At 73.8% G+C, this 21709-nt stretch carries 18 protein-coding genes; 9 read left to right on the plus strand and 9 right to left on the minus strand.

Features of this window, described 5'->3' with window-relative positions; translation table 11 throughout:
* Window positions 1-22 precede the first annotated feature (22 nt).
* Window positions 23-1747, minus strand: coding sequence for an acyl-CoA dehydrogenase family protein (locus ACIA8F_RS28985; protein ID WP_399383122.1), 1725 nt, complete (start codon window positions 1745-1747; stop codon window positions 23-25).
* 86 nt (window positions 1748-1833) lie between these two features.
* Window positions 1834-2394 carry a PadR family transcriptional regulator gene (locus ACIA8F_RS28990; RefSeq protein ID WP_399383124.1) on the minus strand — a complete coding sequence of 187 codons (561 nt, stop codon included), beginning with the start codon at window positions 2392-2394 and terminating at the stop codon, window positions 1834-1836.
* Window positions 2395-2547: 153 nt separating this feature from the next.
* On the opposite strand from ACIA8F_RS28990, the gene nadE reads away from it, so the two are divergent.
* The 3 genes from nadE (at window position 2548) to ACIA8F_RS29005 (ending at window position 5549) form a co-directional block, all read left to right on the plus strand.
* Window positions 2548-3378 carry an ammonia-dependent NAD(+) synthetase gene (nadE, locus tag ACIA8F_RS28995; RefSeq protein ID WP_399383126.1) on the plus strand — a complete coding sequence of 277 codons (831 nt, stop codon included), beginning with the start codon at window positions 2548-2550 and terminating at the stop codon, window positions 3376-3378.
* Window positions 3379-3601: 223 nt separating this feature from the next.
* Window positions 3602-3937, plus strand: coding sequence for a hypothetical protein (locus ACIA8F_RS29000; protein WP_399383128.1), 336 nt, complete (start codon window positions 3602-3604; stop codon window positions 3935-3937).
* Window positions 3938-3965: 28 nt separating this feature from the next.
* Window positions 3966-5549, plus strand: a complete 1584-nt coding sequence (locus ACIA8F_RS29005; RefSeq protein WP_399383130.1) for an MFS transporter — start codon at window positions 3966-3968, stop codon at window positions 5547-5549.
* A 15-nt stretch (window positions 5550-5564) separates the two neighbouring features.
* On the opposite strand, the gene ACIA8F_RS29010 is transcribed toward ACIA8F_RS29005, so the two are convergent.
* The gene (locus ACIA8F_RS29010; RefSeq protein ID WP_399383132.1) at window positions 5565-6260 is read right to left on the minus strand and encodes a TetR/AcrR family transcriptional regulator C-terminal domain-containing protein; all 696 of its coding nucleotides are present in this window, start codon (window positions 6258-6260) and stop codon (window positions 5565-5567) included.
* A gap of 41 nt (window positions 6261-6301) precedes the next feature.
* Here ACIA8F_RS29010 and ACIA8F_RS29015 point away from each other — a divergent pair, with 41 nt between their 5' ends.
* Window positions 6302-7756 carry an FAD-dependent monooxygenase gene (locus ACIA8F_RS29015; protein ID WP_399383134.1) on the plus strand — a complete coding sequence of 485 codons (1455 nt, stop codon included), beginning with the start codon at window positions 6302-6304 and terminating at the stop codon, window positions 7754-7756.
* A gap of 15 nt (window positions 7757-7771) precedes the next feature.
* Here the strand turns inward: ACIA8F_RS29015 and ACIA8F_RS29020 are convergent, their stop codons facing one another.
* The 3 genes from ACIA8F_RS29020 to ACIA8F_RS29030 form a co-directional block, all read right to left on the minus strand.
* Window positions 7772-9385, minus strand: coding sequence for an alpha/beta fold hydrolase (locus tag ACIA8F_RS29020; RefSeq protein ID WP_399383136.1), 1614 nt, complete (start codon window positions 9383-9385; stop codon window positions 7772-7774).
* A gap of 313 nt (window positions 9386-9698) precedes the next feature.
* Complete coding sequence (locus ACIA8F_RS29025) at window positions 9699-10583, minus strand: patatin-like phospholipase family protein (RefSeq protein ID WP_399383138.1); 885 nt, start codon at window positions 10581-10583, stop codon at window positions 9699-9701.
* A 376-nt stretch (window positions 10584-10959) separates the two neighbouring features.
* Window positions 10960-11418 carry a hypothetical protein gene (locus ACIA8F_RS29030; protein ID WP_399383265.1) on the minus strand — a complete coding sequence of 153 codons (459 nt, stop codon included), beginning with the start codon at window positions 11416-11418 and terminating at the stop codon, window positions 10960-10962.
* Between the two features lie 578 nt (window positions 11419-11996).
* Here ACIA8F_RS29030 and ACIA8F_RS29035 point away from each other — a divergent pair.
* From ACIA8F_RS29035 to ACIA8F_RS29045, 3 genes are all read left to right on the plus strand, one after another.
* Entirely contained in the window at window positions 11997-14123 is a 2127-nt protein-coding gene (locus ACIA8F_RS29035; RefSeq protein ID WP_399383140.1) for a PIG-L family deacetylase, read from the plus strand.
* A 233-nt stretch (window positions 14124-14356) separates the two neighbouring features.
* Window positions 14357-15418 carry an aromatic acid exporter family protein gene (locus ACIA8F_RS29040; protein WP_399383142.1) on the plus strand — a complete coding sequence of 354 codons (1062 nt, stop codon included), beginning with the start codon at window positions 14357-14359 and terminating at the stop codon, window positions 15416-15418.
* Between the two features lie 46 nt (window positions 15419-15464).
* The gene (locus tag ACIA8F_RS29045) at window positions 15465-16157 is read left to right on the plus strand and encodes an aspartate/glutamate racemase family protein (RefSeq protein WP_399383144.1); all 693 of its coding nucleotides are present in this window, start codon (window positions 15465-15467) and stop codon (window positions 16155-16157) included.
* A gap of 6 nt (window positions 16158-16163) precedes the next feature.
* On the opposite strand, the gene ACIA8F_RS29050 is transcribed toward ACIA8F_RS29045, so the two are convergent.
* Window positions 16164-16610 carry a hypothetical protein gene (locus ACIA8F_RS29050; RefSeq protein ID WP_399383146.1) on the minus strand — a complete coding sequence of 149 codons (447 nt, stop codon included), beginning with the start codon at window positions 16608-16610 and terminating at the stop codon, window positions 16164-16166.
* 263 nt (window positions 16611-16873) lie between these two features.
* Between ACIA8F_RS29050 and ACIA8F_RS29055 the strand changes: the two genes are divergently transcribed.
* Window positions 16874-17977 carry a hypothetical protein gene (locus ACIA8F_RS29055; protein ID WP_399383148.1) on the plus strand — a complete coding sequence of 368 codons (1104 nt, stop codon included), beginning with the start codon at window positions 16874-16876 and terminating at the stop codon, window positions 17975-17977.
* Window positions 17978-18038: 61 nt separating this feature from the next.
* On the opposite strand, the gene ACIA8F_RS29060 is transcribed toward ACIA8F_RS29055, so the two are convergent.
* On the minus strand, window positions 18039-19409 hold the full coding sequence (locus ACIA8F_RS29060) for a M64 family metallopeptidase (protein ID WP_399383150.1): 1371 nt from the start codon (window positions 19407-19409) through the stop codon (window positions 18039-18041).
* 151 nt (window positions 19410-19560) lie between these two features.
* On the opposite strand from ACIA8F_RS29060, the gene ACIA8F_RS29065 reads away from it, so the two are divergent.
* Complete coding sequence (locus tag ACIA8F_RS29065; RefSeq protein ID WP_399383152.1) at window positions 19561-20913, plus strand: tetratricopeptide repeat protein; 1353 nt, start codon at window positions 19561-19563, stop codon at window positions 20911-20913.
* 88 nt (window positions 20914-21001) lie between these two features.
* Here ACIA8F_RS29065 and ACIA8F_RS29070 read toward each other — a convergent pair whose 3' ends face one another.
* Entirely contained in the window at window positions 21002-21526 is a 525-nt protein-coding gene (locus ACIA8F_RS29070) for a GNAT family N-acetyltransferase (RefSeq protein ID WP_399383154.1), read from the minus strand.
* Between the last annotated feature and the right edge of the window lie 183 nt (window positions 21527-21709).

A 21709-nucleotide genomic window follows, 5' to 3' on the forward strand; every position in this document is an offset into this window, starting at 1 on the left:
CGACCAACCTGGTGACCTGATGTCAGGGCTTCATCTCATACGCCCCCGCCAGGGCCTCCACCCGCGCCCACACCCGCGCCGAGCGGTCGGCGTCCACGGCCGGGCGGCGGACCGCGCCCAGCGCCCAGGCCTGCTGGTCGGCGGTGGCGGAGTCCTTGCCGTGCAGTTCGACGGCGTGCGCGGAGAAGTCCCGTACGAGGACGGCGAACAGCTCGTCGAGCACGTCCTCGTCCAGTCCGGTCAGGCGGGCCTGCTCCAGGACGAGCTGGCCGTGCACGACCAGGGCGAAGAGCTGGCCGACCGCCAGGAGGAGGTCGAGGTCCCGGCTCTGCTCCTCGTCGGGGGCGGCGGTCTCCACGAACGCGCAGAGGGCGTCGGCCTGGGCGCGGAACCGGGCGACGTTGGGCAGGGCGGCGTACGCCTCGTAAGCGGGGCGCCAGTCGTGGAACCGTACGGATCCCAGCCCGCGGGCCGGGCCCTGACGGAAGAGGAAGGCATCGTCGGCCGCGTCGAGGCGGGTGGGGACGGGGGCGTACTCGGCCGGTTCCAGCAGGTGGTTGCGCATGAACTTGAGGATGAGCGCCAGGTTGACGTGGACGGTGCCCTCCAGCTTGGGCAGGCCGCGGATCTCGACGGCCGCCTGGGCGAAGTAGGTATCCTTCTCGAAGCCCTTGGCCGCGATGACGTCCCACATCAGGTCGATGACCTTCTCGCCCTCCGTGGTCACCTTCATCTTGGTCATCGGGTTGAAGAGGAGGTAGCGGCGGTCGTCGGGGCCCGCGGAGCGGAAGTAGTCGACGGCGCGGTCGCTGAACAGCTTCATCCCGACGAGGCGGACGTACGCGTCGGTCAGCTCGCGGCGCACGTGCGGGAAGGCGGTGACGGGACGCCCGTAGAGGATGCGGCCCTGCGCGTGGGTGACGGCCTCGTACATCGCGTGCTCGCAGATGCCGATCGAGGCGGTGCAGAGGTTGAACTTGCCGACGTTGACGGTGTTGAGGGCGGCGTCGAAGGCGGCGCGGCCGGTGTGCAGGACGTCCTCGGCGCCGACCGGGTAGTCCGTGAGGCGGAACTCGCTGACGTACTTCGAGGAGTCGACCACGTTCTTCACCACCTCGTACGCGGGGTGGCGGCTGTCCGCGGCGAAGAAGACGTAGCCGTCGGGGCCCTCGACGTCGGTGCGGCGGCCGAAGACGGAGACGAGTCCGGCGGCGTTGCCGTTGCCGATGTAGTACTTCGAGCCGGTGGCCCGGAAGCCTCCGGAGCCGTCGGGCTCCAGCAGCATGTCCGTGTGGTAGATGTCGGCGCCGTGGGTCTTCTCGGACAGGCCGAAGGCGAACACCTCGCCGGCGTCGAGGAGTTGCGCGGCGCGGTCGCGGGCGGCGGCGTTGTCGCTCTGCCAGACGGGGCCGAGGCCGAGGATGGTGACCTGCCACGCGTACCAGTAGTCGAGGCCGTAGAAGCCGAGGATCTCGTTGAGGGCCGCGATGCGCGCGGTGTCCCAGCGCTTGTCAGGACCGTCCTGGCCGACGGCCGGCTCCGGGGTCAGGAAGGTCGCGAAGAGGCCCTCCTTCGCGGAGAAGGCGAGGAAGTCGCCGAGCCAGGCGCGGGTGCGGTAGTCCTCGATCAGCCGGCGCTTGCCGCGCTCCTCGAACCAGTCGACGGTCGCGCGCAGCAGGCGGCGGGTCTCGGGGTCGAAGTGCGCGGGGTCGTAGGTGCGCGGGTTGAACAGCAGCTGGTCGCTCATGGGCGTTCGCCTTCCGGTCGGAGGATGCGGAGGATGCGGGGTGACGAAGGAGGGGAGGGAGCGGGAGGGGGCTCGGCGGGGCCGGGTCAGGGGGATGCCAGGCGGTGGAGGGTGGCCAGTACGTCCTCCAGCCAGGCGAGCTGCATGCGCTCGTAGGCGATGCCGCCGCGGAGCACGACGTGCTGGAGCTCCCGTCCGGCGTCGGCGGGGTCCGCGGCCGGGGCCTGCGGTCCGGTGAAGTCGCGGAGCTCTCCCGCCAGGTAGTGCGTGAGCCGGTCGGCGTGGGTCCGGTGGTGCCGCTCGACCTCGCGGATCAGGGCGGCCGGATCGTCGAAGGCCGCGCCGCGGATCTTCACGGCGAGCTCGTGGCGGACGGTGTCGGGCTGGATCGGCTCGTGGAGCCAGGCCGAGAGGGCGGCGCGGCCGGCCTCGGTGACGGAGTACTCCTTCTTGTCCGGGCGGGTCCGCTGCGGCACTTCGCGGACGTCGAGCCGCCCGTCGCCCTCCATCCGGCTCAGCACGCGGTAGATCTGCTGGTGGGTCGCGGTCCAGAAGTAGCCGATGGACCGGTCGAACCGGCGGGCCAGTTCGTATCCGGACCCCGGCTGCTCCAGCAGGGAGACGAGGATCGCGTGCTCAAGTGCCATGCCCCGATCCTTGTATGCAACTCGTTGCATAGACAAGCGCCGCCGCGAGGGTGAGACGCGGCTCACCCGTGCGCTCGGTTAGGGTCGGCGGGACAGCGCACCGCATCGCACCCCGTCGTACCGCGGACCGACCCACCATCATGAGGAGCAACCGTGAGCCAGCCGGCGTCCACCGCCCTGCAGCAGGAGATCGCCCGGGAGCTCCTGGTGGCCGAAAGCTTCGACGCCGGGCAGGAGATCGAGCGCCGGGTGGCGTTCCTCGCCGAGCGGCTCACCTCCACCGGCCTGCGCTCCCTGGTGCTCGGGATCAGCGGCGGGGTGGACTCCACCACGGCCGGCCGGCTCTGCCAGCTCGCCGTGGAGCGGGTCCGGGCGGCCGGGCACGAGGCGACGTTCTACGCCATGCGTCTGCCCTACGGGGTCCAGGCCGACGAGCGGGACGCGCAGCTGGCGCTCGGTTTCATCAACGCCGACCGGGTGCTGACCGTGGACGTGAAGCCCGCGAGCGACGCGGCGCTGGCCGCCTCCCTGGCGGGCGGGACCGTATTCCGGGACGCCCGCCACCAGGACTTCGTCCAGGGCAACATCAAGGCACGCCAGCGCATGGTCGCCCAGTACGCGGTGGCCGGCGCGCACGACGGCCTGGTCGTCGGCACCGATCACGCCGCCGAGGCGGTCTCCGGGTTCTTCACGAAGTTCGGCGACGGCGCGGCGGACGTGGTGCCGCTGACCGGGCTGACCAAGCGCCGGGTACGCGCCTGCGCCGACGCCCTGGGCGCACCGGCCGAGCTGGTCTGGAAGACGCCGACGGCGGACCTGGAGACCCTGGACCCGGGCAAGGCCGACGAGGACGCGCTGGGCGTGACGTACGACGAGATCGACGATTTCCTGGAGGGCAAGCCGGTCGGGGAGCAGGCCTTCGACACGATCGTGCGCCGCTACCGGCTGACCGAGCACAAGCGGCAGCTGCCGATCGCGCCGTAGCGGCAGCGGGCGCCCGGCGGCGGTGACGGCGGCGGGCACGGCGGTTGCGTGGCGCGGGCGGGCACGGCGGTGGCTTGGAGGGGGCGGTCACGGTTGCGCGGCGGCCGTGGAGGTGGGGTGACGGCGGGCGTGAAGTCCGCCTCCTCCGGGTAGTGGACCGTCACGGCGAGCAACCACTTGCCCGGCTCGCCCAGGCGGTGCCGTTCACACCCGAGGAGTCCCCGTGGCCGTCCTCAGCACGATCCTCGTCGTCCTCGGCGCCTGGTGCGCCGCCAGCGTGGTCACCGCCGCCCTGTACACGGTCCTGCGGCGGCTCCATGTCCGGCAACAGCGGGCGTCGGCCGCCCTACCGGACGTCCCGCGTGCCGCGCCGGTTGCGCAACCCGGTGCGCGGACGGGCCTGCCGGGCCGGGCGGGCCCGCCCGTCGGGCTCCACCGGTCCCAGCGGCTCCACCGCCTCCACCTCCACCGCCCCCACCGGCTCCGCCGGCCCGCTCACCCGTCCGGCCGTTCCGGCTGGAGCCGCCGGGTCCCACCGCCGGATCTCCAGGCGGGCTGAACCTCACGATCCGTGTTTGGCTGACTGCATGACGTCCGCCAGCGGAACCTCACCCGGCAGCCCGATGCCCGACGCCGCACCCCGGCCCGCCGACGGCGGCGCACCGTCCGGCCCGCCCGACCCCCGGCGCTGGTGGGCGCTGGCGGTCATCGGACTGGCCCAGCTGATGGTCGTCCTCGACGCCACCATCGTGAACATCGCGCTCCCCTCCGCCCAGCGCGATCTGGGGATGTCGGACGGCAACCGGCAATGGGTGATCACCGCCTACTCGCTGGCCTTCGGCGGGCTGCTCCTGCTGGGCGGGCGCATCGCGGACCTCATCGGCCGCAGGCGGGCCTTCGTCATCGGGCTCGGCGGTTTCGCCGTCGCCTCCGCCCTGGGCGGCGCGGCGGGCGGTCCGGGGATGCTCTTCGCGGCCCGGGCGCTGCAAGGCGTCTTCGCGGCGCTCCTCGCACCGTGCGCCCTGTCGCTGCTGGCCACCACCTTCGACACCCCCAGGGAACGCGCCAAGGCCTTCGGCGTGTTCGCGGCGATCGCGAGCGGCGGCGGAGCCGTGGGCCTGATCGCCGGAGGCCTGCTCACCGAGTACCTGAACTGGCGCTGGTGCCTCTACGTCAACGTGGCCATCGCCGCGATCGCGATCCTCGGCGCCTTCGCCGTCCTGCGCGGCACGGGGCGTACGGGGGCGAAGCTCGACGTTCCGGGAGCGGTCCTCGGGTGCGGCGGACTCGTGGCCCTCGTGTACGGGCTGAGCGAGGCCGAACCGCGGGGCTGGTCCGACGGCATGGTCATCGGCCTCCTGGCCGGAGGGGCCGTCCTGCTGGCCGTCTTCGCCTGGTGGCAGACGCGGGCGAGCGATCCCATGCTGCCCCCGCACATCATCAGGGACCGGACGCGGGCCGGCTGCCTCCTCACCATGGCGCTGGCCACCATCGGCCTGTTCGCGCTGTTCCTGTTCATGACGTACTACTTCCAGCTGGTCCTCGGCTACTCCCCCGTGAGGACCGGGCTGGCCTTCCTCCCCATGACCCTGGCGATCATCACCGGTGCGACGCAGGTCTCGGCCCGCTTCCTCGACCGGCTCGCCCCGCGCCGGCTGATCGTTCCCGGACTGCTCCTGGCCACCCTGGCGCTGGTCCTGCTCACGCGGCTGACGGTCGACTCCTCCTACGCGACGGACGTGCTCCCCGCCATGCTGGTCCTCGGGTTCGGCATGGGCCTGGTCTTCATGCCCGTGATGTCGACGGCCACCCAGGGCGTGGCCCGCAGGGACTCCGGGATCACCTCGGCCACGGTCAACACGGCGCAGCAGGTGGGCGGGGCGATCGGGACGGCGCTCCTCAACACCATCGCGAGCACGGCCGCGACGGCCTACGTCGCCTCGCACCTCGCGGGGCCGGCCGCGGCCGCCGACGGCGCCTCCGCCTCCGCGGCCGCGGCCCAGCGGCTGGTCGAGGCACAGGGCGTGGTGCACGGCTTCGGGGTCGCCCTCTGGTGGGCGGCCGGCATCATGCTCCTGGGCGCCGGAGTCGCCGCCGTCATGGTGACCGCGCCGGCGGCCGCGCCCCGGCGCGAGGTGCGGGGCGCGGCGGTCGCGGCCCCGACCCCCTGACGGGTTCGCGGGGTCCTACCGGCCCTGCGGGGCGGCCCGCGCCGCCGGCGGGAGCAGGGTCGTGGCGATGCCCGCGAGCACCGCGGCGAGCCCCGCTTCGAAGCCCGCGTCCTGATCGCGGAACATCTCCGGGCCCGCCTCGGCCGCCAGCGGGTAGTCCGCGAGCCGTTCGGCGCGGGCCTCCAGGTCGTAGCCCTCGCCGTCCGAGCCGGGCAGCGGGCCCATCGACTGCTCCTCGATGACGTAGCCGATGGTGTAGCTGTACGCGGTGAACCAGGCCCGGGCCGCCCCCGCGGCCGTGAAGCCGCCCGCGACGAGCGTCCGCAGATGGGCCTCCATCGGAGCGGCGTAGCTCATGTCGGTGAAGTGCGTACCGCTGTAGACCTTGGCGCCGTCCCGGTAGCGGAGCAGGTGTCCCCGCAGGCCCCGCATGGCGGCCTCCAGGGCCTGGGACCAGTCGTCGGGCGGGCGGGCCGCGTCCAGGTCCGCGGTCATCCGGCGGAACATCTCGGTGGCCATCTCGTCGAGCAGGGCCTGCTTGTCCTTGAAATGCCAGTAGAGGGCAGGTGCCTTGACGTCGAGCTCCTTGGCGATGGCCCGCAGGGTCAGCCCCTCCAGGCCCACGTCTCCGAGCAGCCGCAGGGCGGTGGAGGCCACCGTCGCGCGGTCGAGCCGGGCCCGTTCGGGTTTCGCTTCTCGTTCTTCTCTCACCACCTTGACAACTTAACAGCGTTAAGCACATTCTCGTACCCATGACCGAACTTAACAGCGTTAAGGAAAACGGGGCCACGGAGAACCGGGCTCCCGACGTCCTCGTCGTCGGCGCCGGCCCCACCGGGCTGGCCCTGGCCCTGGACCTCACCCGCCGCGGCGTCCGCGCCCTGGTCGTCGAGCGGGCCGACACCCTCTTCCCCGGCTCACGGGGCAAGGGCCTTCAGCCCAGGACCCTCGAGGTCTTCGACGACCTCGGCGTGGGGGGCTCGGTGCGCGAGGCCAGTGCGCACGCACCCATCGGGCAGATCTGGCAGGACGGCCGGGCCGTGGGCGAGCACGACATGCTCGGCGACGGCGACGTCGGCGGACCCACGGACACCGAGCCGCATCCGCGCGCCCGGCTGCTGCCCCAGTGGCGCACCCAGGAGATCCTGTTCGAGCGCCTCACCGGGCTCGGCGGCCGGGTCCGCTTCGGCACGGCCCTGACCGGCTTCGAGCAGGACGCCGCCGGGGTCAGCGCACACCTCTCGGACGGCAGTACGCTGCGCGCCGCCTACCTGGTCGCCGCCGACGGCGGCCGCTCCACCGTCCGAAAGGCCCTGGACATCGGCATGACCGGTGAGACCGTGGACCCCGCCCCGATGGTCGTCGCCGACGTCCGGCTGCGCCCCGGGGCGCTGGACCGCGACCACTGGCACCTCTTCCCGGGCCCGGACGGCGGTTACGCCGCGCTGTGCCCGCTGCCGGGAACCGACGAGCACCAGTTCGTCGCGCGGACCGACGATCTCGACATCCCCGCCGCGGTGGCCGCGCTGACCCACCTGAGCGCGCAGGACGTCGCCGAGGTCCGGTGGGCCTCCGACTTCAGGCCGCGCGCCGCCCTCGCCGACCGCTTCCGCGCCGGCCGGGTGCTGCTCGCGGGGGACGCGGCCCACGTGCACTCCCCCGCCGGGGGCCAGGGCCTGAACACCAGCGTGCAGGACGCCTACAACCTCGGCTGGAAGCTCGGACAGGTACTGCGCCACGGCGCGGACCCCGCGCTCCTGGACACCTACGAGCAGGAGCGCCGGCCCGTCGCCGCGGACGTACTGGGGCTGTCCACGCGGATCCACCGCGGCCAGGCGGAGCGCGGCGGCGCCACCCGCCAGCTCGGCCTGGGCTACCGGGGAGGCCCCCTCTCCGAGGGAGCCGCGGGCGCCCTGGAAGCCGGGGACCGGGCACCCGACGGACCGCTCCCGGACGGCCGCAGGCTCTTCGACCTGTTCCGGGGCCCCCACTTCACCCTGCTCGCCGTCGGCACGGACGCCGAACTGCCTCCGGTGGAAACGGAGTTCGTCCGTGTCCACCGGATCGGACCGTACGAGCCGTACGGCAAGGGCGTCTTCCTGATCCGCCCCGACGGCTACGTGGGCTGGGCCGCCGAGGACGCGACAGGCCTGCCCTCCTACCTCGCCCGCCTGTCCCGCACCGCCTCCCCCACCGCGGGAGCCTGACCGGGGCGGCCGGTGTCAGTGCAGGGTCGGGATCACGTCCTTCGTCTCGTCGACGGGGGTGGGGGCGGTGGTGCGGCGGGCCAGGGGTTCCGGGGGTGTCTCGTCCGCGCAGACGGTGCCCCGGGCGGGCAGGGCCAGGGTGGACAGGTAGGCGTTGACGAGCGCGCTGACGCACTCGCTCCGGTTGTAGCCGGTGTGCCCCTCGGCGTCGAAGGTCAGGAGCCGGCCGGCGTCCAGCGTCGCGGCCAGGGTCACGGCGTCCCGGTACGGGGTGTCCGGGTCCCCGGTCGTCCCGAGGACCAGGATCGGGGCGGAGCCGGCCGCCCGGTAGGAGCCCTCGTAGCGACTGGGGCGTTCCGCCTGCCACTGCGCGCAGGTGGGCGCGTGGTTGTGGTCGTAGGTGGGCGGTCCCAGGCCGATGGGCGGCCCGAGCAGGGGCGCCGAGGCGGACTCCGCACCGACCACGGCGCCCAGGAGGAGGCGGCCGGCCGGGTAGACGCGGTCGGCGCACTCGACGGCCATGTTGACGTTGAGGAAGTCGAAGGACGCGGGCGAGGGGGGTGAGAGGAGGAAGGAGGTCTTGTGGGCCTGGGCCAGGGCAAGGGCCTCGCCCAGGTAGGGCCAGATCTCCTTGCCCGAGTTGATGTTGAACATCAGCCGGTAGGCAAGGGTGTAGCCGGTGGCCGGGCGCCCGCTCGCCGTGATGACCGGATCGGCGTCGAGGTCCCGCTTGAGCTTCTCGAAGGCCCGACGGGGTTCGCCCCCACCGAATCCGCAGGTGGTGGCGTTCTGTGCGCACCAGTCGAGGAACCGGCCGACCGCTCCGTCCAGGGCGGTGAACTGCGCGGCGTCGTAGGCGTAGGGCACGTCGGCGTAGCGGCGCGGGTCGTAGGCCCCGTCCAGGACCATGGCGCGCACGCGCCGCGGGAACTGTGCGGCGTACACGGTGCCTACGTAGCTGCCGAAGGAGCGGCCGTAGAAGGTGAGCGTCTCCTCGCCGAGGGCCTGGCGCAGCAGGTCGAGGTCCTTGGCGTTCGACGCGGTGCCGATGAACGGCACGAGGCCGCCCGAGCGTTCCCGGCAGGCGGCGGCGAACTCCCCGCCCTGCCGGATCGCGGTCTGCAGGGCGCCCGGTCCGGGGACTCCGCGCGCGGCGTCGACGGCGGCCGCGTACTCCGTGTCGTTCCAGCACTCCACCTGGCCGCTGCGCGCCACGCCCCGCATGTCGTACCCGACGACGTCGAAGCCGTCGCGGAGGGCGGCGGGGAGCGCCTCGTAGCTGTCGCGGGCGAAGTTCACGCCCGAGTTGCCGGGTCCGCCCGGGTGCAGCACCAGGACACCGGTGCGGTGGGCCGGGTCGGCCGCGAGGTGCCGGGTGACGGCCAGCGGGATCGTGGCTCCGGTGGGCCGCCGGTAGTCGAGCGGCACCTGGGCGGTCGCGCACTCGAAGCCGTCGCCCTGGTCGTCGGAACAGGGACCCCAGGACAAGGCGGGTACGGGCGGGGCGGGCAGGGCGGTGGCCTTCGCGGCCCCGGGCCCCGCGCCGAGCAGCGCGGTGACGGCGGTCAGGACGAGGGCTGTCCCCCACACCACTCGCTTGCGCGCATCGTCGGCCAATCGGGTCTGCATGCGGTGAACTCCCTTGCTGGCGGGTCGACTGCAGGGGCGCGCGGGCCGTGTCGGCCCGTTCCGGGGGGAGGGTGGGCGCGCCCGCGCTCGGCTGAGCGGCACGTTCAGGCTCCCATCCGTGGCCCGGACGGGATAGACGGCGGACCCGACGGGATGCGGAACGTACCGCCCCGGCCTGCGGGTTCGGCCCGTGCGCTGCTCGGGCGACCGGACTGCCGTACGAGCGGCTGGCCTGAGGGCCTTGTGACCTGAGGGCCGGCCCACCGGGTAGGTGGGGACGGTGCGGAGCCAGGGCCGGCGGCGGCGACGGTGGTCAGGCGGTGCCGGTTGCCGTGTTCCACACCGGGCGGAGCCGTTCGGCCGCGGCGCCCGCCTGGGCGAGGCCCGCCCGGTACGCCGGCTCCCAGTACGCCAGGTCCTGCAGGTCCGGTCCGAACGCGCGGACCGCGTCGGGGTCGGGTACGAGGGTCACGACGGTCCGCGCCCCGGCCGGCTCGGGCTGCGCTGCGAGCGGCTCACTGGGGAACAAGTGCGCCATGGGCGCGACGACGACCAGCGTGCGGGCCCCGTCCGCGAGGTCCGCATTGGCCCCCGCGCGCAGGGCGCCATCCATGTACCGGCACCCTCCGACGGCGACGGCCGGTTCGGCGCCGGGGAAGGCACTGCTCGCGGCCACGGCCTGCACCAGCGGCACGCCGCTCGTGCGGTCCCACACCACGGGCTCACCGGTGGCCGCGTCCACTGCGGTGATCAGCAGCCGGCGCTCCGGCCAGTCATGGGCGCCGATCAGCGCGGCCCGGCCTGCGAGGAGTGCCCGCTCGGCGTCGGGACCGGACGCCGAGGCGGCGTGGTCCAGGGCGATCCGGCCCACGCGCCGCCGGGCCTCCCCCGGCTCCAGGCAGGCTTCGCCCAGCACGGCGAACACGGAACCGAGCCGGGCCGCGTCCGCCCGTGCCGCGGGAGCGGCCGGACCGGTCGCGGCCCCCGGGGCGGCGAGCCGACCGGGATCCCGGCCGGTGGCCAGCAGTGCGCCGACGATCGCACCGGCCGACGTGCCCACGACGAGCTCGGCTCCGCCGAGGTCGACCCCGGCGCGGCGCAGCCCTCCGGCCAGGCCCGCCATCCAGGCCGTACCCACCGGACCGCCCGGTCCCAGTACGACCGCCCGCCGCGCGGCGGCTCCGGCAACACGGCTCATGGTGCTCCCCCCTCGTCCGACGGCCATCGGAGCCGACGGTAGGACCTCGACCAGAGTTGAGGTCAAGCTGCCCGGCCGGCCGTGCGAGAAGCCGGACGCACGGCCACCCGGCCACCCGGCCACCCGGCCCCTCGGCCCCTCGGACCGGGTCCCGGGGGTCGGGTCCGTCGCGCAGCGCGCCGGCCCGCGGTTCGGAGGCTTCGCCGGGACACCGGCCGACGACCCGACAGGCCCAGCAGGGCTGGTCCGCACCCTGGGTGAGCTTCGACTGGGGCCTGCCGGCCGGAGCGCCGGTCACCTGGTTCCGGCGCCGCCGTGGCGGTGCGGTACGACGGCGGCCAACCGGCGGAGAGCACCCGTGGGCTTGCGCCGTGGCTCAGAGCGCGATCGGCCGGTACGCCAGAGCCTCGTCGACGATCTGCTCCGCAGACGCGCCCTGAAGGTTGTCCGAGGGCTGGAAGACCAGGTCGCTCACCCGGGGATGTGCCACGTTCGCCTCCAGGAGCCGCAGAGAGAAGTCGCTCTCCGCAGAGGCGGCCAAGAGTCTGCGGACGATCTCGACGAGTTCGTCCCGGGTGATGTCCGCGACCACGGGGCGAGCCGGCCGGGCCGCCTCCCTCGCGAACTCCTCCAGGCTTCTGCTTGCGCCGTACTCGGCGAAGTCGAGAGCCGCGTAGTCGTGACCCGTCCTCGCGTTGAAGGCCGCGAGGGCCTCGATGGCCTCGCCGCCCATGTGCGGCCGGGCGGCCAGCAGCTCAGCGATCCGCTCCACCGCGGCACTCAGCTCCTCCAGCCGCTGCCGGCTGACGGGCGGGGGCAAAAGCTCCGGTCTCATGTCCACGGCTCGAATGATGCCCGTCGGTGCCGACACGCCCCAGCCGGGCCCCTGCCCCGGGCGGCGCATGTCGCTCGCCGTCGGCCGCCCCGTACGACCGATCCGGGGCGGCCGGCGGCGTGACGGGCGCGCGCTTCCCGCCCGTCTCAGGCCCGGCGGGCGTCATGTGGATCCGCTCACACGGGCGGCGTCCCCTCGCGCCGCCGGCCGGGGCGATTCGCCGTCGGTCGCCGATGCCCCGTCAGGGGTGAGGGGCGGACCTCGCACCCCGCCGACCTGCGCATCGACCGGGCGTACGACCGATTGCGCCCGGAATGCGACAGCGACTCGGGCCGGCCTGGCGCGTGAGACGCGGGCGGGATCCGGTGCTCCATTTATCCGGACAAATAGCATTCATCCCCACCATCGAGGCAAGGCATCCCATACAACCCGATAATCGACCCGACGGTGTGTCAGGCACACACGTGCGAGGCATAATCGGGCCCGGTCGTCTCCGGAAAGCGGTGGGGCCAACGGGGCGCGGAACCGCCCCGCAGCCCAGCCCCGCACCCGACCGACCGATCCCCGAGGCGTTGCAGATGTCCCTGGCCAGCCGCACCCGCATCGCGGGCCTGCTCGCCGCGCTCACCGTCGGCGCCGCCGGCGTGACGACCTGGGCCTACGGGTACGGGACCACGCCCGAGTCGCCCGCCCCGGGGGCGGCGCTGCGCCCGAGCGTGACCGAGGGAACGGTTCTGCAGATCGTCGCGCACCCCGACGACGACCTCTACTTCATGAACCCCGACCTGAGCCGCTCCATATCGACGGGCATCAAGGTCACCACCGTCTACCTCACCTCCGGTGAGTCCGACGGCCGCAACGAGGCCCACAGCCCGCACCTGCAGGACCCCGCGGTCCCGGCCGACCACGCCGCCTACGCGGAGGCCCGGCAGAACGGCATACGCGCCGCCTACGCACAGATGGCCACCGGCGACCGCACCAGCGCCTGGCAGCGCCGCTCCATACCCACCCTCGGCGGCGGGAGCGCCGAGGTGGACGTCCTCGTGGCGCGGCCCGAGGTCAATCTGGTGTGGATGCAGCTGCGCGAAGCCCGCACCATCCTGGGGGACAGTCCGGACAGCCTGCGCGGACTGTGGGACGGCCGGGTCCCCGCCCTGGAGGCCCAGCTCAGCTCGGGGACGCCGGTCAAACCCGGGTTCTCGTACGACAAGGACCAGGTCGTGGAGGCCATCGCGGGGATCTTCGCCCTGTACCGGCCGACCACCATACGGACCCAGGACCCGACCCCCGGGCGGGTGCCCGGCGGCGGTGTCTTCCTCGACCACCAGGACCACGTGTTCGGCGCCCGCTTCGTGCAGGCCGCCGCCGAGCGCTACGCGAAGTCCACGGACCGGCCGCACTTCTCGGTCCAGAACTACGTGAGCTACCCCAACAGCGCCCTGCCCCCGGTGCTCGACCCGCAGGCCGCCGAGGAGAAGCTCGGCTACCTCAAGACCTACTCCTGGTCCGACCATGAGAACTGGTGCGGCAGCCCCGCCGGGTGCGGTGACCGCAAGACGGCGACCCGGCCCGCCGGCTCCGGCTGGAGCCGGACCATCCGCTACGGCCGGGGCGATGTCACCTCCTGGATGACCGAGGGCGTGTCCGGCCGGCTGTGGGCCTTCGGCGTGTTGGACGGACGAATGGCCTACTGGTCGCGCAGCGGCCCCAACGCCCCTTGGCAGGGCCCCCAGTTCCTCGCCGGGACCGGGATGGACACGGGAGCGACGGCGGTCCGGCTCCCCGACGGCAGGGTCGCGGTCTTCGGCACCCGGACCACCCTGGGCAGCACGCCCCAGGAGTACGGACGCGAGCTCGTGTACTCCGTCCAGGCAGCGCCGGACGGCGCCTTCGGCCCGTGGCTGTCGCTGAGCACCCCGGACACGGAGGACATCGCCGGCACCTCGGCGATCAGCGCACCGGCGGTGGCCCTGGACCGTACCGGCCGGATGACCGTCTACGTCCGCGATTCCCGGCGCACCCTGCGCGCCAGCACCCAGTCGGCGCCCGACGGCACCTTCGGCGCCTGGGAGTCCCTGGGCGGCTCCGGCCTGCGGGGCGACCCGGTCACCGCGACGGACGCGGCCGGTCGGCGCCACGTGTACGCGGTCACGACCCAGAGCGTGCTGGCCTGGGTCCAGCAGACCCCGGACGCCCCGTTCGGCGCCCCCGTCCCCACCGGGCTGCCGGCGACCACCGGGTCGCTCGCGGCGAGCGCCGAGGGCGACGGCGTCGCCCTGTACTTCCGCCACCCCGGCACGGGGACCGTCGCCACGAGCCTGGCCACCGCGGGCGGTACCGCGCCGGAGTTCTCCCCGGTCACGGAGCGGGGCGGCGAGGGCGGCTACGGCGCCGTCGGTGTCGCGGGGAGCCTGCTCACGGGCCGCGCGGGCGCGGGCACGGTCGGCGCTTCGGACACGGACGGCGGACCGTCCTGGTACGAGTCCCAGATGCACTACACCGGTGCGCCGGCGGCCCTGACCTCACAGGACGGCACGGCCGTCGGCGCCGTCCTCGGCCTGGACGCCGCTCTGCACGTCACGACCGCTCCCCCGGCCGGCTCCGAGCCGCTCGGCAGCCGGCCGCCCTCCTCCCCCTGGTACCGGGCCGTCCCGCCGGCGGCGGGCGCACCGGAGAGCCGCGCGAGCTCCGGGTGGCAGCGCTGAGCGGTGCGCGCGAGGATGGCGGCGGACCGCGCCGCTCCTGACGCCGTCCCTGCCGGCCACCCCGTTCACCCGGCCACCCCGGCCACCCCGTTCACCCCGTCACCCGCTCACCCGTCCACCCGGCCACCCCGGCTCCTTCCCAATCGACCCGCGATCGGGGCTCCCATGACCTCGTGCCCACCCGTGCGGAGGGATCCCGCGCCCCGTCGTACCGGCCTGCGGCCGCTCGACGGATGACCGGTCCCGCCGACTCACCGGTGCACCGGGCCGGGCGGGCAGACCGGGCCCGGGAGCTCGTGCGCACCGAGGGGCCGGCCGCCGCGCGCATCGTGGTCACCGTGGCCGCGGCCTGGCAGGCCGCGTTGTGGCTGGGTGCCGACCAGCCGCCGGTGTTCGCGGCGATGGTCCCCCTCGTGTCCCTGCGCGGCGATCCCATGACGGCCCTGGGCACCTCGCTCCAGCGGATCCTGGGGGTCGTGGCGGGCGTGCTGATCGCGATCGGCGTACTCAACCTGTGGCAGCCCTCCACCCTCACCCTGACCCTGGTGGTGGCCCTGGGCCTGGGCGTCGGCATGGTCTTGCGGGCCGGCGGCACGAACAACATCCAGGTCGCCCTGTCCTCCCTCCTGGTCTTTGCCAGCACCTCCCCCGATGCCTACGCCCTGGACCGCGTGTGGGAGACCGCGGCGGGTGCGGCGGTCACCATCCTGCTCGCTCCGCTGCTGTGGCCGCCCGACCCCCAGCGCGTCCTGACGGCCGTGGCCGACGACTGCGCCGCACGGCTGAGCCGTTGCCTCACCGGTACCGCGGCGGTGCTGGGCGGCGGTCGGGCCGCCGCACGCGACAACCTTGCCCGGGTGCACGCCCACGTCGAAGCGGTGCACGCGGGCGCCGCACGCGCCCGCGAAGCGGAGCGCGCCCTGCGGTTCAACCCGTTGCGCCGCCGTCAGCGCGGCACCGTACGGCTCCGGGCCGAGCGCGTCGCCACCGCCGACGGGCTCGCGGTGCACGTGGCGACGCTGGCCGGTGAGGTGGACGCGTTCACCTGCCGCGACGGCCTCGCTCCCGAGCTCGACCGGGCCCGGCTCCGCGTCCCCGACCTGGCCTCGCTCACCGCGCGGGCCGTCGAGGAGGCCCTGTCGGGGGGCGACCCCGGGGCCGCGGTGGCCGCCGCCCGCGCGGGTCTGGCCGCGTACGCCGACGCGGATCCCCGGCCCGTCGCCGTGGCCCTGCGCCGACCCTTGCACCGGGTCCTCGACGCGCTGGAGGCCCGGCCCACAAAGACCCAAAGCTAACCTTATGGATGTACAGCAATCATCGGACTCCCCTTATGATCTGCGCATGAAGACGATCGGTTTGATCGGCGGTATGAGCTGGGAGTCGACGGCGGAGTACTACCGGATCCTCAACGAGCGGACCCGCGAACGGCTCGGCGGACTCCACTCCGCCCGCTGCGTGCTCTACTCCGTGGACTTCGCGGAGATCGAGCGCCTGCAGGTCCAGGGCCGCTGGGACGAGGCCGGCGAAGTACTGGCCGACGCCGCCCGGTCGCTGGAAGCGGCGGGCGCGGACCTCCTGCTGATCTGCACCAACACCATGCACAAGGTCGCGCACAGCGTCGAGTCCGCCGTCTCCGTCCCCCTCCTGCACCTCGCGGACACCACGGCCGCCGCCGTCCGCGCTGCCGGGCTGCGCCGGGTGGGGCTCCTGGGGACCGCGTTCACGATGGAACAGGACTTCTACCGGGGCCGCCTTGCCGCGGGCGGGCTCGACGTCACCGTCCCCGGCCCCGAGGGGCGTGCGCTCGTACACCGGGTGATCTACGAGCAGCTCTGCCTCGGCGTGGTCCGTGAGGAATCACGGGCCGCGTACCGCCGGGTCGTGGAGGACCTCGTCGCCGGGGGCGCCGAGGGAATCGTCCTGGGGTGCACGGAGATCGAGCTCCTCATCGGTCCGGCGGACAGCCCCGTACCGCTCTTCCCCACCGCCCACCTGCACGCGGAGGCGGCGGTGGACGCGGCGCTGGCCCGCTGAGACCCGTCAGGCTGGGCCGGAATCCGAGCCGGTGTCGGCGTCGGTGTCGTTGTCGGCGTCGGTGGCGGAGTCGAAGAGGTCTTCGCGGGCGTCGTCGAGGATGAATCCGTTGTCGAAGCGCACCCGGACGGTCACCCGCAGCGGCTCCGCACGGTAGGCGGTCCACGCGGGCTCCAGGCCGGCGACCTTCTCCTCCAGCTGCTTCTTGCTCTCCGCCGGCATGCCCGCCCCGTAGGCGTCGAGGAGCGACTTGAGCCGCTCGTACTCGCGGGACTCCTCGGTCTGCCGGTCGTGCTCGACCACCCGCACCACGGTGCCCACGGTGCCCGCCGCCAGGGACAGCGAACCGGCGACCGCGCCCGCCGGATCCGCGGGGCCCTCCGTCGTCGCGACCCAGTCGGTCAGCCGGACGTCCCCCGCCAGCCTCACTCGCCGGCCTTCTTGCAGCGTCATCGCTTCTTCCACTCTCCGCTCGGTGTGCCGTGCCATTATCCGTGTCCGCCACACGGCCCGGCAGGCCGGGCCGGGACGGTACGAGTGATCTTGGGCGGGCAATGGCACCACGGACCCGATCTCCTGGCTCGACGGCGCCGGCCGCAACCCACGCACACCCGGGGAGCGGACTTTCCCTGCTCTCGTTCCTCCGGAGCCACCGGGCTGCCACACTCCACGGGAGGGGGCGTCCGCGCCGACCATGCGGGCTTGGGGGAGACAACGTGCCGGTTCCGCTGCCAGCCACCGACGCCCAACTGCGGCAGGCCGCCGAACGTGCGGTGAAGCAGTGGACCGACGGGACCGGCCGGGCACTGCGCGAGCGGTGGACCGCGCAGCCCGGTCTCGACCATGCCCTGGCAGCCGTTCCGCAGGGACCCCGGCGGTCCTGGTGGGCCGACGTGCTGCGGGGGTTCGCGGACAAGCGCACCCACCGCTTCCCGGAGGCCTCGGCGCCGCGTCGCGCCGAGGCGACCGGCCAGGTGCTGGAGATCCTGCGGAGCAGGGAACCGCGCCTCACGGGCGAGGACCTCACCCGTCCGACGGCTGCCCTCCTGGACGCGCTCGCCGGTCTCGTCGCCGCCACCACAGTGGGACAGGACCTGACCGCGCTGGCCGGGGCCGTGGACGCGGAGATCGCCGAGTTCGTCGCCCGCTCGGTCCAGCTGGAGGAACTCCGGACCAGCAAGATCACCGCGCTGACGGCCCTGTGCGGCCCGCTACTGGCCCGGATCGCCAAGGCGGACGCCTTCGAAGCCCGGATCACAGCCGCCGACCGCCCCGCACTCCTCCTGGCGTGGACCGGCCCGGCGCTCGCGGCCCGCGACGCCGCCCGCGCCGCGGTGGACATCCGGCGGATCGCCGACAAGGCCGACCGCGCGCTGCGCCTCCTGCCCGACGCCGCGTTTCCGGAGCGGCAACAGGCCCTCTCCGCGCCGTTCGACGTCGCCGCCGACGCGATCGGACCGGCCGATGCGGCCTTCTCCGAGGCGTGGGACGCGCTCGGCGAGGCGGTGCACATCCACCATGAGTTCTTCCGCACCTGGGACGACGGCACGGCACTCTGGTGGGCCGAACAGTTCACCGGCGTCTACGGGTACACCGGTCTGCTGGCCATGCACGAGCTGGACTCCTACCTGATGCAGCGGACCATGAGGAAACTCGACGGATCCCAGGGCTGGAGCCTCTGGGCGCGCTTCCAGGAGTACTGCCCCACGGGCAGTCCCCGGCAGCGGATCACCGATGCCCTCACCGAACTCGGCACGGACCAAGCGTGGTTCCCGGGCAGCGGGGGGTATCCGCCGTCGGGCCCGAGTCCCCGGCTGTAGCCACTGGAACCCCGGACCGGCCCGATGGTCCCGCCGCCGACCGCCCCCGCCCACCCCCCGTCTACCGGCGGACGGTCCAGTCGACGGTGGTGCGCAGCGTCCGGGCGATCTCGGGGTCGCGGACGGACGGGGTCCGGTCCTCGGCGGTGACCGACAGGGTGTGGTGGCGCAGGCCGGAGAGCCGTAGCTCCGCCACCGTCACCTCGGTCCGGCCGGCCAGTCGCCGGAGCTCCCGGCCGTCGAGGTACCAGCGGACCACGAGCTGGCGGCCGTCGCTGCCGGTGAGCCGGGGTACGGCCACCTTCGCGGTGTGCCGGGTGCGCAGGGTGCGGTCCGTCGGGGTGAGCGGGGTGACGGTGTTCGCGTGCTGGTGGAAACCGGCGATCATCGCCTCCACACCGGGCAGGTTGAAGGGTTTGCCCAGGACCCGCATCAGTGAGTTGTCGGTGGGCCGCTGGAGGCCGGTGACGAAGTAGCCGCCGCCCTCGTAGGCGCCGACGGTGCCGCCGTCCGGGGAGGGCTCGCCCAGCCAGCGGTACCACTTGGCGCGCCGGGCCGTCATGGGGTCGGCGGACAGCGTGGAGATGTTGGACTCGGCGGGCTCGGGCCCGGTGTACTTCTCGTAGTCCGGGACACCGGGGTAGAAGTACTCGTCGGCGAGTTTGCCGAGCGAGTGGCCCGTCTCGTGGATGGCGACCTGCCCGGACCTGGCATTGTCCGCGGAAGCGGTGGAGATGCCCTCGTAACCGAGGGTGGCGCTGGGCTCGTTGTAGCCGGCCCCGCCGTACTTGGCGCTGTTGGCCAGCACGATGACGAGGTCGGCCTCGGGCGCCTTGGCCACGTAGGAGTCCACCTTGGGCTGGTCTATGCACAGGAGCCGCTCGATCTCCTCGCACCAGAAGTACGCGCCGAGCGCCGTGTCGCGGACGGTGGCCCGGTCGGGGTCTCCGGAGACGCCCGACTCCCGGGAGACGGCGTCGACCGTCCAGACGTTGAAGAGGTTCCGGTACGTGGCGTACGGCTCCACGGCCGTGACCTCGGCCCATTTCGCCTCGGCGTCGGCGTGGAACTTCGCCAGTTCGGCCGCCGTGTAACCGTCGCCGATGACGACCACGTCGAGCCGGTCGGCGGTGGGGCCGTTGTCGACGAACTTGGCCACCTCGCCGTCCGCCGCCCGCTCCGCTTCGGACAGCCGGGCGCCCGTACCGCCCGTTCCGGCCGGCCCCGCGGACCGGGCGGGGACCCGGGCGTGGCCCGATCCGGCGTCACCACCCTGCTCCGGTCCCGGAATCTCCACCACCAGCCGGGGCGCGACCGGGGCGCCGACCGCGCGGACGGGTCCCGCGGCCAGCAGCGCGGCGGTCGCGCAGGCCGCCGCGAGGGCTGCCCGCAGGACCACCCGGACGGCGGCCGGGCGTCTGACGTGGTGCATGAAGTCCTCCTGCACTGAAGGGAGTTGAGCAGATGTGTAAGCGGATGTGTAAGTGGAGTGAATCGGTTGCTTAAATTAGGGGGCGCACGACGGGTGCGCAATGCCCTGCTCCCCCTGAATACTGGGGAGTTCGAGCACCCAGGGGGATTCCATGGACGAACCGGCCGAGATCGGCCGCAGGGTTCAGCGCATGCGCACCGAACTCGGGCTGACACAGCGCAAGTTGGCGGAGCCCTCCTACACCGCGGCGTACGTCTCCACACTGGAGTCGGGCAAGGTGCGCCCCTCCGAGGCCGCGCTGCGCTTCCTGGCCGGGCGGCTCGGCACCTCCTACGAGGAACTGGCCACCGGACGCCCCGCCGGACTCGCCACCGAGCTGCGCCTGGCCCTCACCGATGCCCAGCAGCTCCTGGCCTCCGGCGCGGCGGGAGAGGCCGCGGTCCACTACGGGCGACTGCTCGCCGAGGCGGAGCAACTCGGGCTCACCGGCGAACGGATCGGAGCGCTCCTCGGACTGGGGGACTGCGCCCTGGAGACAGGCGAACTCACCGCAGCCATCGCCCATTTCGAGGCGGCCGAACGGCTCCTGGCCGATGAGCCGCTCCCCCGCCGGGCCCGCCCGATCCGCGGCCGCGCCGTGGCGCACCTGCTCGCCGGGGAGCTGCGCTACGCCTGCTACCTGCTCGAATCCACCATCGACGAGCTGGGGACGAGCGGACTGGCCGACCCGGAGGCGCTGGTCCTGCTCTACGCCGCGGTCATCGGGCCGTACATCGACATGGGCGCCCACGCCCGGGCCGCCCACGCCGCCGAGACGGCCCTGGCGCTGGCCCCCCGGGTCACCGACCCGGCCCTGGTGGCGGGCATGCACCGGCAGGTCGCCCGTACGTTCCTGACGGAGGGGCGCGTCGCCGATGCCGACGCCTCCCTGGCCAAGGCCCAGGCGATCTACGGACAGCTACAGCTGCGGACCGATCTGGCGCACTGCCACTGGATGCGCGGCTACGTACAGGCCCAGAACGGGGACCTGGACTCCGCGGAGCGCGAGCTGCGCACGGCCCGGGACATGCTCTCGGCCGGGCGGGCGGCCCTGTACACCGCACAGGTGGAGGTCGAGCTGGCGGACGTACTGCGCCGGCTCGGCCGGTACGAGGAGGCCGCCGGGCTGCTCTCGGCGCTGCTGGCCCTCGGCGACAGCCACGGGGCGGTCCACGCGGGCGGGGCGCACCGGCTGCTCGGCCTCATGGCGGAGGAGCGGGGCGCGTACGAGTCCGCCGAGGAGCACTACGTGCAGGCCCTGGCGCTGCTGGAGCGCAGCGGGGCGACGGGCGACCTCGCGGACCTGTGCCGGCTCCTGGGTGACCTGCTGCGCCGGGCCGGCCGCACGGAGGCGGCGCTCGACGCGTACCGCACGGGCCTGGGCCACCGCGCGGCTCCGGGCACGACCACCCTCGGCCCGGCACCCGCGGCTCCAGCGTTCCCGCACCATCCGGCGTCGCGGTAGCGGCGGGGCGGGGCGGGCGACAGGCGGGCGGTCGGTTGGGCGGGCGGGCGGGCAGCTCAGCGGCCCGGAGGTCCGGCGTCCCAGCGGCCTAGAGATCGATCCAGTAGCGCCGCTTGCGGCCGATCAGGGTCTCGCGGACGTCCTCCAGCACGCCGCCGTTGCCCTCGATCGTGCGGATCGAGCCCTCGTTCCCGGGGTCGCAAGTGAGCAGCACCCGGTCGATCCCGAGCAGCCGGGCCTCGTGCTTGACCTCACCCAGGGCCCAGGTGGCCAGCCCGCGGCGGCGGGCCGAGGGGCGCACGCTGTACCCGATGTGGCCTCCGGCGTCGAGGAGGAATCCGTTCAGGTAGTGCCGCAGGTCGATGGCGCCCAGGTACGCGTCCCCCTCGGCGATCCACCAGTAGGTGGCGTGCACCCGTCCCGGTTCGAGCGGCAGCGCCCGGTCCCCGTAGCCCCGCAGCCGCTCCGTCCAGGCGGCGAAGCCCTCCGCGCTGTCCACGTCATCGTCGGAACCGAGCCCGGCACCGTCCATGTGGGCGTCGGGCCCCCACTCCTCCTGCGCGGAGAGCCAGGAGGCGTACAGGCGGGGCGTGGGCGTGATCAGCTCGGGCATGAGCGGACGATAACAGTCCGCGGAAACGGCCCTGGCGGGCGCAGGGGCGTACAGGCCCTGCGGGAGAAGAGCGCGCATGGGTGCGGAGGGGCGGAGGCAGGACGGGTCTCAGGAGGGGCTCCTGTGCGGGGGCCGGTGTCGCGTGCCGGGCGTCGGGTGTCAGGACGGAGCTCGCTCCCCTTT

The sequence above is a fragment of the Streptomyces sp. NPDC051563 genome (assembly GCF_044454225.1).
Classification (GTDB): Bacteria; Actinomycetota; Actinomycetes; order Streptomycetales; family Streptomycetaceae; genus Streptomyces.

What these genes read in the sequence shown, in the direction of transcription:
- ACIA8F_RS29015 (WP_399383134.1), top strand. Translation starts at nt 6,302, where the DNA reads ATGACCGAACTTAACAGCGTTAAGGAAAACGGGGCCACGGAGAACCGG.
- ACIA8F_RS29070 (WP_399383154.1), bottom strand. Translation starts at nt 21,526, where the DNA reads ATGCCCGAGCTGATCACGCCCACGCCCCGCCTGTACGCCTCCTGGCTC.
- ACIA8F_RS29020 (WP_399383136.1), bottom strand. Translation starts at nt 9,385, where the DNA reads ATGCAGACCCGATTGGCCGACGATGCGCGCAAGCGAGTGGTGTGGGGG.
- ACIA8F_RS29035 (WP_399383140.1), top strand. Translation starts at nt 11,997, where the DNA reads ATGTCCCTGGCCAGCCGCACCCGCATCGCGGGCCTGCTCGCCGCGCTC.
- ACIA8F_RS29050 (WP_399383146.1), bottom strand. Translation starts at nt 16,610, where the DNA reads ATGACGCTGCAAGAAGGCCGGCGAGTGAGGCTGGCGGGGGACGTCCGG.
- ACIA8F_RS29030 (WP_399383265.1), bottom strand. Translation starts at nt 11,418, where the DNA reads ATGAGACCGGAGCTTTTGCCCCCGCCCGTCAGCCGGCAGCGGCTGGAG.
- ACIA8F_RS29065 (WP_399383152.1), top strand. Translation starts at nt 19,561, where the DNA reads ATGGACGAACCGGCCGAGATCGGCCGCAGGGTTCAGCGCATGCGCACC.
- ACIA8F_RS29060 (WP_399383150.1), bottom strand. Translation starts at nt 19,409, where the DNA reads ATGCACCACGTCAGACGCCCGGCCGCCGTCCGGGTGGTCCTGCGGGCA.
- ACIA8F_RS29025 (WP_399383138.1), bottom strand. Translation starts at nt 10,583, where the DNA reads ATGAGCCGTGTTGCCGGAGCCGCCGCGCGGCGGGCGGTCGTACTGGGA.
- ACIA8F_RS29040 (WP_399383142.1), top strand. Translation starts at nt 14,357, where the DNA reads ATGACCGGTCCCGCCGACTCACCGGTGCACCGGGCCGGGCGGGCAGAC.
- ACIA8F_RS28985 (WP_399383122.1), bottom strand. Translation starts at nt 1,747, where the DNA reads ATGAGCGACCAGCTGCTGTTCAACCCGCGCACCTACGACCCCGCGCAC.
- ACIA8F_RS29005 (WP_399383130.1), top strand. Translation starts at nt 3,966, where the DNA reads ATGACGTCCGCCAGCGGAACCTCACCCGGCAGCCCGATGCCCGACGCC.
- ACIA8F_RS29045 (WP_399383144.1), top strand. Translation starts at nt 15,465, where the DNA reads ATGAAGACGATCGGTTTGATCGGCGGTATGAGCTGGGAGTCGACGGCG.
- ACIA8F_RS28990 (WP_399383124.1), bottom strand. Translation starts at nt 2,394, where the DNA reads ATGGCACTTGAGCACGCGATCCTCGTCTCCCTGCTGGAGCAGCCGGGG.